Annotated in this window: 12 protein-coding genes; 6 read left to right on the top strand and 6 right to left on the bottom strand. The window is 54.6% G+C overall.

Translation table 11 applies throughout. The features are described 5' to 3' along the window. The first annotated feature begins 184 nt into the window (after positions 1-184). The 3 genes from zapG to degS all read left to right on the top strand — a co-directional run bounded on the left by zapG (position 185) and on the right by degS (position 3,281). Positions 185-583 (top strand): Z-ring associated protein ZapG, encoded by a 399-nt coding sequence (gene zapG, locus BFV65_RS18970; RefSeq protein WP_022649554.1) that lies wholly within the window; start codon positions 185-187, stop codon positions 581-583. 170 nt (positions 584-753) lie between these two features. After that, a complete protein-coding gene (degQ, locus tag BFV65_RS18975) occupies positions 754-2,121 on the top strand; it encodes a serine endoprotease DegQ (protein ID WP_022649555.1) in 1,368 nt (455 codons plus the stop codon). A 92-nt stretch (positions 2,122-2,213) separates the two neighbouring features. After that, complete coding sequence (degS, locus tag BFV65_RS18980) at positions 2,214-3,281, top strand: outer membrane-stress sensor serine endopeptidase DegS (RefSeq protein ID WP_003860430.1); 1,068 nt, start codon at positions 2,214-2,216, stop codon at positions 3,279-3,281. A gap of 51 nt (positions 3,282-3,332) precedes the next feature. Here degS and mdh read toward each other — a convergent pair whose 3' ends face one another. Then, positions 3,333-4,271, bottom strand: a complete 939-nt coding sequence (mdh, locus tag BFV65_RS18985) for a malate dehydrogenase (RefSeq protein ID WP_069597000.1) — start codon at positions 4,269-4,271, stop codon at positions 3,333-3,335. Between the two features lie 397 nt (positions 4,272-4,668). Between mdh and argR the strand changes: the two genes are divergently transcribed. Continuing rightward, the gene (gene argR / locus BFV65_RS18990) at positions 4,669-5,139 is read left to right on the top strand and encodes a transcriptional regulator ArgR (protein ID WP_003860428.1); all 471 of its coding nucleotides are present in this window, start codon (positions 4,669-4,671) and stop codon (positions 5,137-5,139) included. A gap of 378 nt (positions 5,140-5,517) precedes the next feature. Continuing rightward, positions 5,518-5,781 (top strand): peroxide/acid stress response protein YhcN, encoded by a 264-nt coding sequence (gene yhcN, locus BFV65_RS18995; RefSeq protein WP_006812160.1) that lies wholly within the window; start codon positions 5,518-5,520, stop codon positions 5,779-5,781. A gap of 59 nt (positions 5,782-5,840) precedes the next feature. Here yhcN and BFV65_RS19000 read toward each other — a convergent pair whose 3' ends face one another. The 5 genes from BFV65_RS19000 to aaeX all read right to left on the bottom strand — a co-directional run bounded on the left by BFV65_RS19000 (position 5,841) and on the right by aaeX (position 10,816). Then, positions 5,841-6,113 carry a barstar family protein gene (locus BFV65_RS19000; protein WP_022649557.1) on the bottom strand — a complete coding sequence of 91 codons (273 nt, stop codon included), beginning with the start codon at positions 6,111-6,113 and terminating at the stop codon, positions 5,841-5,843. A gap of 45 nt (positions 6,114-6,158) precedes the next feature. Continuing rightward, positions 6,159-7,613: an NAD-dependent succinate-semialdehyde dehydrogenase gene (locus BFV65_RS19005; RefSeq protein ID WP_017382714.1), complete on the bottom strand. Its 1,455-nt coding sequence runs from the start codon at positions 7,611-7,613 to the stop codon at positions 6,159-6,161. Between the two features lie 86 nt (positions 7,614-7,699). Next, complete coding sequence (gene aaeB, locus BFV65_RS19010; protein WP_063146511.1) at positions 7,700-9,667, bottom strand: p-hydroxybenzoic acid efflux pump subunit AaeB; 1,968 nt, start codon at positions 9,665-9,667, stop codon at positions 7,700-7,702. A 5-nt stretch (positions 9,668-9,672) separates the two neighbouring features. Beyond that, a complete protein-coding gene (gene aaeA / locus BFV65_RS19015; RefSeq protein WP_023298740.1) occupies positions 9,673-10,605 on the bottom strand; it encodes a p-hydroxybenzoic acid efflux pump subunit AaeA in 933 nt (310 codons plus the stop codon). A gap of 7 nt (positions 10,606-10,612) precedes the next feature. After that, on the bottom strand, positions 10,613-10,816 hold the full coding sequence (gene aaeX, locus BFV65_RS19020) for a p-hydroxybenzoic acid efflux pump operon protein AaeX (RefSeq protein WP_003860416.1): 204 nt from the start codon (positions 10,814-10,816) through the stop codon (positions 10,613-10,615). Between the two features lie 178 nt (positions 10,817-10,994). Between aaeX and aaeR the strand changes: the two genes are divergently transcribed. Then, positions 10,995-11,921, top strand: coding sequence for an HTH-type transcriptional activator AaeR (gene aaeR / locus BFV65_RS19025; protein WP_022649561.1), 927 nt, complete (start codon positions 10,995-10,997; stop codon positions 11,919-11,921). Positions 11,922-11,950 lie beyond the last annotated feature (29 nt).

Consider the following 11,950-nt stretch of genomic DNA (forward strand, 5'->3'; position numbering starts at 1 on the left):
TATTGTTATTCCTTTAGTTAAACCTCATCAGCGGTCGTGGCTGATGAAAAAAAGGCCGTTCTACACTACGCGATGATACGTCAGGATTCCACTTCTGCGGAAATAGCGGTTATAGTGGCATAATCAGGCACAGGCAGGAGCCGAGCCAACACCCTACGGAACAACAAGACAACGGGAGAAGTTCATGACCTGGGAATATGCGCTAATCGGTTTAGTCGTCGGCATCATCATTGGTGCTGTGGCCATGCGTTTCGGTAACCGCAAATTGCGTCAGCAGCAGTCACTGCAATACGAACTGGAAAAGAACAAAGCCGAACTGGAAGAATACCGCGAAGAGCTGGTCAGCCACTTTGCCCGTAGCGCTGAGCTGCTGGACAACATGGCGACAGATTATCGCCAGCTCTACCAGCACATGGCGAAAAGCTCCAGCAGCCTGCTGCCGGAAATGACCGCGGAGAGCAACCCCTTCCGCAATCGTCTGGCGGACTCTGAAGCCGGTAACGATCAGGCACCGGTTCAGATGCCACGCGACTATTCAGACGGCGCGTCCGGCCTGCTGCGCGGTGGCGTAAAACGCGATTAATCGCACAACCTGAATAAATTTTACGGGCGCACCTTATGCGCCCGTCCTTTCTTCCCGTCCCCAGCTATTATTTAGTCAAACACCTCATTGTTCAGCGGTTGAAAATTCAATAACATCAAGATGTTTTTGGGGCCGTTCTTTTTCATTCCAGGATACGAGAGTCAGCATCGATGAAGAAAAAAAACCAGCTGTTGAGCGCCTTAGCGTTAAGTGTCGGGTTATCTCTCTCGGCGTCCTTCCCCGCCAGTGCGGCACTACCTTCGCAGGTGCCAGGACAAGAAGCCATTCCCAGCCTTGCGCCGATGCTTGAAAAAGTCCTGCCTGCGGTAGTCAGCGTTCAGGTGGAAGGGACGGCACGCCAAAGCCAGCGTATTCCCGAAGAGCTGAAGAAATATTTTGGCGAAGAGGCGCCGGATCAGCAGGCTCAGCCGTTTGAAGGCCTTGGTTCAGGCGTGATTATCGACGCGGCCAAAGGCTATATCCTGACCAATAACCACGTGATCAGCCAGGCTGATAAAATCAGCGTTCAGCTGAACGATGGCCGGGAGTTTGACGCCAAACTGATCGGCGGTGACGATCAGAGTGATATCGCCCTGCTACAGGTGCAAAACCCCAGCAACCTGACCCAGATCGCCATCGCCGATTCCGATAAGCTGCGCGTGGGTGATTTTGCCGTCGCGGTCGGTAATCCGTTCGGTTTAGGGCAGACCGCCACCTCCGGGATTGTCTCTGCCCTGGGGCGCAGCGGCCTGAATCTCGAAGGGCTGGAAAATTTCATCCAGACCGATGCCTCCATCAACCGGGGCAACTCCGGCGGTGCGCTGCTTAACCTGAACGGCGAACTGATCGGCATCAATACCGCTATCCTCGCACCAGGCGGCGGTAGCATCGGGATTGGTTTTGCCATTCCGAGTAACATGGCTAAAACCCTGTCTCAACAGCTGATACAGTTTGGCGAGGTTAAGCGCGGGCTGCTGGGCATTAAAGGCATGGAGATGAGCGCCGATATCGCCAAAGCCTTTAAGCTCAACGTCCAGCGCGGGGCGTTTGTCAGCGAAGTGCTGCCCAACTCAGGCTCTGCGAAAGCGGGCGTGAAATCCGGTGACGTTATTGTCAGCCTGAACGATAAACCGCTGAGCAGCTTCGCTGAATTACGTTCGCGTATTGCCACCACGGAGCCTGGCGCTAAAGTGAAGCTGGGCCTGATCCGCGAGGGCAAACCGCTGACCGTGGAAGTGACACTGGACAAGAGCACCTCCTCTTCCGCCAGTGCAGAACAGATCTCCCCGGCGCTACAGGGTGCAACGCTGAGCGACGGTCAGCTTAAAGACGGCACGAAAGGCATTTCTGTCACTGCCGTTGAGAAAAGCAGTCCAGCCGCGCAGGCAGGTTTACATCAGGACGACGTGATCGTGGGCGTGAACCGCACTCGCGTGCAGTCTATTGCCGAAATGCGCAAGGTGCTGGAGAGTAAACCGGCGGTCATTGCCCTGCAAATTATCCGTGGCAACGACACCCTCTACATTTTACTGCGTTAACCATTTGCGACTCCGGGCATCGCCGCTGCGTGTGATGTCCGGATAACTCATGTTATGCTGCAAACCGTTCCTTTTTTAACGACACACGCATCATGCTTTTAAAGCTCTTTCGTTCAATTGTCATTGGTTTGATCGTTGCCGGTCTGCTGCTGGTGGCTATGCCATCTTTACGCCAGTTCAACAAACTGTCGGCTCCTCAGTTCGACAGCACGGATGAAACGCCTGCAACGTACAATCAGGCGGTACGCCGTGCCGCCCCCGCCGTGGTTAACGTCTATAACCGCGGGCTTAACAGTTCCGCTCATAACCAGCTGGAGATCCGCACGCTCGGTTCCGGTGTGATCATGGATGACCGGGGTTACATCATCACCAATAAACACGTGATCAACGATGCCGACCAGATTATCGTCGCCTTGCAGGATGGCCGCGTGTTTGAAGCCCTGCTGGTGGGGTCGGACAGCCTGACCGATCTGGCGGTGCTGAAGATCAACGCCACGGGCGGTCTGCCGACTATCCCGATTAATCGCAAACGAACGCCGCACATCGGCGATGTGGTGCTGGCGATCGGTAACCCGTATAACCTGGGCCAGACCATCACTCAGGGGATCATCAGCGCGACAGGTCGAATTGGACTGAACCCGTCAGGGCGGCAGAACTTCCTGCAAACCGATGCCTCGATCAACCACGGTAACTCCGGCGGTGCGCTGGTGAACTCTCTGGGCGAACTGATGGGCATTAACACCCTCTCCTTCGACAAGAGCAACGATGGTGAAACACCGGAAGGGATTGGCTTTGCCATTCCGTTCCAGCTGGCGACCAAGATCATGGACAAGCTGATCCGCGATGGCCGCGTGATCCGTGGCTACATCGGTATTGGCGGGCGTGAAATCGCGCCGATGCATACGCAGGGCGGTGGTATCGATCAGATCCAGGGGATTGTGGTCAACGAAGTGGCACCTGGCGGCCCGGCGGCCAATGCAGGTATCCAGGTGAACGACGTTATTCTTTCCGTCAACGGCACGCCGGCGGTCTCTGCGCTTGAAACGATGGACCAGGTGGCGGAAATTCGACCGGGCTCTATCATCCCCGTAGAAGTCATGCGTAATGACAAGAAGCTCACGATTCAGGTCACCATCCAGGAATACCCGGCCACTAACTGACGGGCATAAAAAAACGGAGCTTAGCGCTCCGTTTTTTTTACCGGGACAAGATCACTTGTTAACGAACTCTTCGCCCAGCGTGATGTCTTTCTTCAGCGTATCCAGCATGCCTTCCATCGCGTTTTGCTCAAACGCGCTCAGCGTGCCGATAGACTTACGCTCTTCAACGCCGTTTTTACCCAGCAGCAGCGGCTGAGAGAAGAAGCGCGCGTGTTCACCGTCGCCTTCTACGTAAGCGCATTCAACCACGTTTTTCTCGCCCTGCAGCGCGCGAACCAGAGACAGGCCGAAACGCGCCGCCGCCTGGCCCATAGACAGGGTTGCAGAACCGCCACCCGCCTTCGCTTCCACCACTTCGGTGCCTGCATTCTGAATACGTTTGGTCAGGTCAGCCACTTCCTGCTCGGTGAAGCTCACGCCCGGGATCTGCGACAGCAGAGGCAGGATGGTCACGCCAGAGTGTCCGCCGATAACCGGCACTTCCACTTCCGTTGGCTGCTTGCCTTTCAGCTCAGCCACGAAGGTATTGGAACGGATGATATCCAGCGTAGTTACGCCGAACAGTTTGTTCTTGTCGTAAACGCCCGCTTTTTTCAGCACTTCTGCTGCGATGGCAACGGTGGTGTTCACCGGGTTGGTGATGATACCGATGCACGCTTTCGGGCAGGTTTCAGCGATCTGCTGAACCAGGTTTTTCACGATGCCCGCGTTGACGTTGAACAGGTCTGAACGATCCATACCCGGTTTACGTGCAACACCCGCGGAGATCAGCACCACATCGGCACCCTGCAACGCAGGACGCGCATCTTCACCGGAGAAGCCTTTGATTTTCACAGCTGTCGGGATGTGGCTCAGGTCAACCGCCACACCTGGGGTTACCGGAGCAATATCGTACAGGAAGAGTTCTGAGCCTGAAGGCAGTTGGGTTTTCAGTAGTAGGGCAAGCGCCTGGCCGATACCACCAGCAGCGCCGAGGACTGCGACTTTCATCCTAAACTCCTTATTATGGTTAACTTAAGTATCTGTAACTCCGTTGCGGCGACCATAATTCAGCACGTCATTAATTACAATTTTCATCGCTAAAGAATTTGAGGTCGCACGTCTTTGACCTTCACCCGAATGCTATCAGGCTGTGGGCAACAACGAATTAAGAGGGGGTTACAATACACCCTGCCACGCCACCAAAACAACATCATTTTGATAACATTTAATTTACTTTTAAGCTTATTTGCGCGGCGTGACCCAGGCATGTTTTCTGATAACGAAATCTGATAAAATCTCTCCCTTTCATAACATTATTTCAGCCTGGTGCCAGGTAGATAATTTGCATAAAAATTCATCCACATGCATAATAATGTTGTTTCTATCGTCATATTCCGGGTGACTTATGCGAAGCTCGTCTAAGCAAGAAGAATTAGTGAAAGCGTTTAAAGCGCTACTCAAAGAAGAGAAATTCAGTTCTCAGGGAGAAATTGTTCAGGCGTTGCAGGAGCAAGGCTTCGACAACATCAACCAGTCGAAGGTCTCCCGCATGTTAACCAAGTTTGGTGCAGTGCGTACGCGCAACGCCAAAATGGAGATGGTTTATTGCCTGCCTGCTGAACTTGGCGTGCCAACGACCTCCAGCCCGCTGAAAAACCTGGTTCTGGACATTGACTATAACGATGCCGTGGTCGTGATCCACACCAGCCCGGGTGCAGCCCAGCTGATTGCCCGCCTGCTGGACTCGCTGGGTAAAGCAGAGGGGATCCTCGGGACCATCGCCGGCGATGACACCATTTTTACGACCCCGGCAAATGGTTTCTCGGTGAAAGACCTCTACGAAGCGATTCTGGTCCTGTTCGAACAGGAGCTGTAATCTTCTGCCCCGTAGCGCCTGGCTGCGGGGATCATTCTGCTGCCGCCTCGTTTTACCCTGCTTTTCTCTGCCTGCTGCTTTTGCAAATAGTGCTTTTTACCGCCTGTTAACATTCATTCAGTGAATGATCTGCCGTAAAATCGCACTAAAAATCAAAGCCACCTATCCAATTGATTTACATAAGAAAAAATCATAACACCTGCAGAGTAACGCCCTTTTTTATTCATTCCCGTTATAAAAAATGATGTTTTTAACACGTAATAACAGGCGAAACCATTAGTCTGGTATTAATTTTTTGCGTGATTAGTGTATACTTGATTTTGTGATGAGGGTCACAGAACAAAGACCCCAGTAAAATAATTGACGAGGTAAATAATCATGAAAATTAAAACCACTGTAGCTGCCCTGAGCGTACTGTCAGTCCTGTCATTCGGTGCGTTTGCAGCCGACACTATTAACGCCGAACAGGCACAATCCCGTCAGGCTATCGGGACCGTTTCTGTTGGTGCCATCGGTACTTCTCCGATGGACATGCACGAAATGCTGAACAAAAAAGCGGAAGAACAGGGTGCGTCATCTTATCGCATCATCGAAGCGCGCAGTGGCGACCACTGGCACGCTACCGCAGAACTGTACAAATAAACCCTCGTCGTATCTCATCATACGACTTGCCCCTGACCTCCCGGTCAGGGGCTTTTTTATCACTGGCGCACGTTGAAACGCAGTTGCCCTTCCAGCTCCTCCTCCGCTTCATCAAACAATAAAATCAATGCGCCAAAGCGTCTGCGCAGTTTTTCAGGCAGATGGGTAAATTCGATCTCCAGCGGTAACGGCAGCCTGTCGCCGGTAACTACATCCCATAGCATATCAAGATTGTTTACGCTGCCCCGCTCCAGGTCGAACGCCCGGATAAACTCGCGGTAGAAGTCTTCCTGACTATCAATTTCGTCAAAATCAAAGGTATAAATTTTCATTGCCAGCCACCCGGTACAGGCGGGCGGCAGATGCCGCCCTGTCTATTATAAGCCCCCGATATGCAGGGTTTTAACTTCCAGAAACTCCTCCAGCCCCAGCACGGACCCCTCGCGTCCCAGCCCGGACTCTTTTACGCCCCCAAACGGACCCAGCTCGGTCGAGACCGCACATTCATTAATTCCGATCATGCCGCTCTCAATGGCCTGTGAGACGCGGAACACGCGCGAGAGATTCTGGGTATAAAAGTAGGCCGCCAGCCCGTAAGGCGTATTGTTAGCGCGCATAACCACTTCGTCTTCCGACGTGAAGCGGAAGCAGGCGGCAACGGGACCAAAGGTCTCTTCTTCTGCCAGCTTCATGCCTTCATGGCAGTCACCGAGTACGGTTGGCATCCAGAAGTTGCCGCCAAGTTCGTGCGGTTTACCCCCAGCCAGCACCGTGGCCCCCTTCGCTACCGCATCTTCGACGTGCTCACGGACTTTCTCGACAGCCGAAGGCTCAATCAGCGGGCCGACAACGACGCCCTCGTCCAGACCGTTACCCACCTTCAGCGCCTTCACCGCATCGGCAAGCTGATTGACAAACTTGTCATAGACCGTCTCCTGAATATAGAAACGGTTTACGCTGACGCAGACCTGCCCGGCGTTACGGAATTTATTGGCGATGGCGCCTTTGACGGCGGCCTCAATATCCGCGTCCTCGAAAACGATATACGGCGCATTGCCGCCCAGCTCCATAGATACCTTTTTCATGGTCTCAGCGGAATTGCGAACCAGCGTTTTCCCGACGGCGGTTGACCCCGTAAACGAGATTTTGCGCACGTCATGGCTGGCCATAATGGCGTCGCTAATTTCTGAGGTGCTCCCCGCGACCGCATTCAGCACACCATCCGGCACACCGGCCTGCTTCGCCAGCGTCAGCAGCGCAAAGGCGCTCAGCGGCGTGTTGTTTGCAGGCTTGATGACGCCGGTACATCCTGCTGCCAGCGCCGGGCCGAGCTTACGGGTGAGCATAGCCATCGGGAAATTCCATGGCGTGATAGCAGCAACCACCCCAACAGGTTCACGAGTGGCCAGAATACGGGAGCCGGGTTTAACCGGAGGAATGATTTCACCGTTAGCGCGCTTGGCCTGCTCCGCAAACCACTGAATAAAGCTGGCAGCGTAGTCCACCTCGCCCTCAGCCTCTTTCAGCGGCTTGCCCTGCTCGGTGGTCATCAGCCGCCCGAGCCAGCTTTTGTTCTCGATAATCAGTTCATACCAGCGATAGAGGATCGTGGAACGCTCTTTTGCCGTTTTTGCGCGCCATGCGGGAAAGGCTTTCGTCGCGGCCGCAATGGCCTCTTCGGTTTCGGCTTTCCCTGCTTTCGCCACTTTCGCAACCACCTCGCCCGTGGCCGGGTTTAGCACATCAAACGTGGTGTCGAGTGTTTTCCAGATACCGTTAACCAGATACCCGGTCTGAAAAAGAATACTGTCCTGAAGAGCCTGGGTTGTCATGTGTCCTCCCTTCCTGAATGTTTGAACCTGCAAGAATAAGTATAGCCACAAAAAAACCGACGCTTTTGGCGTCGGTTTTCTCTTCGTTAGCTGTCTGTCAGCGCATTCTGGTAGCGGTGCAGCATAAACACCAGCCGCTCTACCGGCTCGGTAACCTGCGGCGGGGCTTCCCAGACTCGCAGTTTCTCCTGGTAGATATCCAGCTCCTCCAGCAGTTGCTTAAAGTAGCGGCGACGTTTGTCATCACTGGATGCCGATATCACATGGTCCGCCGTTCGCCGTAGCTGGCGGTGGAAAGCGGACAAATCGTCGTTGATCGGCACTGGCGCGTTCCGCAGACGCTGGTGCGCGATAATCATGGTTAACGCCAGACGGAAGCGAGCGACATCGCCCGGGAATTTATTCAACAGCAGGAACAGTTGCTGGTAAAGGGCCGGAAGGTGGTTCTGCTTGCGCCGCGCGGTGTTGGTGGTCAAGGACGATACGGCGGCCGACACAAACTGATTGAGCAGCACGCGCCCTGTCCGCGCCTGAGAGTTATCCCGCACCAGCAGGATCACCATCATCGCCAGGAAACAGCCCACCAGCTGGCCTAATGCGCTATCCAGGAACTGGCTGAAATGGAAGGTCATCGGGTTATCCAGCACGAGGATGTTAATCGTACTCGCCAGCGCACCTAACGATCCCAGACGGCGTTTTTGTACCTCAATCCCGATAAAGAACGCCATCACCGCCAGGCTGATACAGAGCAAAAGCATGCTTTGCTGCGTCGAGGGGATGATTACCAGGAAGTAGAACGCGCCAATGGGTAACGCCGCAATGGTGCCGTACAGAAAATCAATAGCGACCATGCGCGGGTTGGGCAGACGCATCGCCAGCGCGGTAACGACGGCAATCATCACCATCGCGCCGCTGCCGGACGTCCAGCCGGTCCACAGCCAGAACAGCGTGCCGAGTATACAGGCCAGGGTGGTACGCCAGAAGTTAACCATCGCATGATGACGCTCGGCGGATTCCGGTTTGATCACCACTTCGCCCTGTAACACCTCTTCTTCCGCCGCACTGATTTTGGTGTTGCTAATCACGCCGCGTTTCAGAAGCAGGTAGCGCGTTGCGGCGCCAACCCAGGTATAAATGGTGACTGGCGTATCCCGTTCGCCCGTCCAGGCAATCACACGACGCATGCGTTTAAGCTGTCGATGCACGTCCTGCACTGTCTCCACAGGCTCATCAAACAGTTCGCGGAAGGTATCCGTTACCACTTCGGGGCGAGTGTTCTGAATCAGGTAGGTTTCACACGCCTGGGTGATCAGCGTTAACGAGACGGTATTGATCGCTTTCAGTCGACGATTGGCACGCTCCCAGCGGGAAGACTCCATATTGAGATTACTGCGCATCCCTTCCAGCGCCTGCGTGCGGCGCACCAGCGCGCTCCAGGCCTTGTCGACCTCTTCGCTGTCGCCGTGCTTAATGCACAGCTGCATGAGCTGGTACTGGGCAACAATCAGCGCGTCCAGCTCACGATCGACTTCCTGCTTGATGGATCGCGGAGAGAAAAGCAGATCGGCGACAATCGCGCAGACGATACCAATGACAATCTCGCTGCAACGTTCCACGGCGAACTGCGGAGCAAGCAGCGGTTCACTCTGAATGGTGATGATAATAATCAGCGCGGTATATCCCGCCAGGCCCCAGGCGTACGAGTTCTCCACCTTCACCAGCGAAGAGACCCAGGTGCAAAAACCCGCCCAGATACAGCATACAATCAGCATCAGCAGCGGCGTGCGGATCATCAGGATGATAATGGTCAGGGCGGCGATACAGCCGATAAAGGTACCGATAATACGCAGCATCCCGCGATAGCGAATTGCCCCGGAGTAAGGCTCGCCACCCGCCGCGAAGGCAGGACCGGCGGCGACGATCGCGGCGGTCAGAACAGCCCAGCGCGGCGTTTCAAGCTGGAAATGGAAGCCAACAAACAGCGCCAGCACAATGGCGCATGCCAGCTTCACGGCGAAGCGGATGTGCTGGCTGGCGATGGAAAAAATGCCCATAGCGATCAACCAAACTCGCGCAGGCGATGGGCGATTTGACGGAAGATAGAATCCTGGCTGGCATCACGGTCTTTTTCACCGGTGATCACTACCGTCGCCGTGGTGCCTGCGGGCCAGAGGTTGCTCTGCTGCTCATCCAGACGAATGCGTACCGGTACGCGCTGCGCCAGACGAACCCACTCGAGGTTAGAATCGACGGTCGCCATCCCTTTTGAATCATTGGTACTGCTGGCGTTGGTCACCCCCGCGGCCACGCTGTCCACGGTTCCTTTCAGGACCCGGTTGCTGCCGAGCGGCGTGATTTCGGCGCGATAGCCCGGACGCACGCCTTCCAGCTTGGTCTCTTCCATATAGGCGAGGACGTAGAAAGAGTTCTGTTTCACCAGCGCCACGGCGGTGGAGCCGCGCGTGATAAACTCACCCGCATAGACGTTGAGGTTGGTTACCCAGCCATCGGACGGGGCGCGGATAACGGTACGTTCCAGATCGAGCTTCGCCAGATCGCGCGTCGCCTGCGCTTTTGCCAGCTGATGCAGCACGGTTTGCAGCACGTTATTGGACTGATCAATCTCTTCCCGGGACATGGCCTGGATGCCCAGCTTGTTACGACGTCCTGCTTCACGGCGTTTTTCAGCGGCCAGCGCGTTGTAATACGCTACGTCGGCTTCCGCTTCTTCCAGCGCTTTTTGATAGCGCGGCTGGTCGATAGTGAACAGTACCTGATCTTTTTTCACCAGCTGGTTATCGTGGACATTGACCGCCGTAATGAGACCGGCGACATCGGGCGCTATCGCGACCACCTCCGCGCTGAAACGCGCATCGCGCGTCCACGGGGATTCGGTGTAATAAACCCAGGCGCGAAAAATAGCGATGAACGCCAGGATGACCAGCGCCATAGTGATGGCAGTGCGGGAGATTTTTCTTGTTAGCGTTTTCACATCAACCTCAGACAAACATGCGCGATATTAAATAGAACAGGCAGCAATACAGCGCGGTATTAAACAATGCAGGATGCCAGACGAAATCATAAATCCCGGTAGGGACCAGCACCTTGCGCACCAGCCAGAAGATCGCCAGTGATAAAAGAAGCTCGAAAAATATCGGTGGGAACGACAGACCGAACACCACGATAACGGGAAACAGACTCATGTTGACCTTGATTAAAGAGATGCAGGTTACTGAATTATTAAGCTCACGCCGCCGCAGGAGAGCATGAATTGCCGGGCGAGAGTGGCGCAGCCGTTATGTAATTAATAATATATTAACGTAACTGTTATGCTGTTATCTATCATATGTGATCTAAATCACTTTTAAGCCAGAGTGAATAATGGAACGTCTAAAACGCATGTCCGTCTTTGCGAAAGTGGTTGAGCAAGGCTCTTTTACCGCCGCAGCACGTCAGCTACAAATGAGCGTCTCATCCATTAGCCAGACAGTGTCAAAACTGGAAGATGAGCTCCAGGTGAAGCTGCTCAACCGCAGCACCCGCAGCATTGGGCTGACGGAAGCGGGTAAAATTTACTATCAGGGCTGCCGTCGAATGCTGCATGAAGTGCAGGATGTTCACGAGCAGCTCTACGCCTTTAACAACACGCCTATCGGCACGCTGCGTATCGGGTGTTCTTCAACTATGGCACAAAATGTTCTCGCTGCCATGACGGCGGAAATGCTGAAAGAGTATCCCGGTTTAACCGTTAATCTGGTAACGGGTATTCCGGCACCGGATCTGATTGCCGATGGGTTAGACGTGGTGATCCGCGTTGGCGCATTGCAGGACTCGAGCCTGTTCTCGCGTCGACTGGGCAGCATGCCGATGGTGGTCTGCGCTTCGAAAAGCTATCTGGCACAGTATGGCGTACCGGAAAAACCTGCCGACCTGAGCAACCACTCGTGGCTGGAATACAGCGTTCGCCCAGATAACGAATTTGAATTGATCGCGCCAGAAGGGCTTTCCACCAAACTGCTGCCTGAAGGCCGCTTCGTGACCAACGATCCGATGACCATCTCACGCTGGCTGGTGGCCGGGGCCGGGATCGCCTACGTGCCGCTGATGTGGGTGATCAACGAGATCAACAGCGGCGAACTGGAGATCCTCTTCCCGCGCTACCAGTCGGATCCGCGCCCGGTGTACGCGCTCTATACCGAAAAGGACAAGCTGCCGCTGAAGGTGCAGGTCTGTATTAACTATCTGACGGACTATTTTGTGGAAGTGGCAGAGCTGTTTCAGGGGATGCGGGGAAGAAGGAAAGAGTAGGCCTCCCCCCTCACCCCGGCCCTCTCCCC

It is taken from the genome of Enterobacter hormaechei subsp. hoffmannii (assembly GCF_001729745.1).
Lineage (GTDB): Bacteria > Pseudomonadota > Gammaproteobacteria > Enterobacterales > Enterobacteriaceae > Enterobacter > Enterobacter intestinihominis.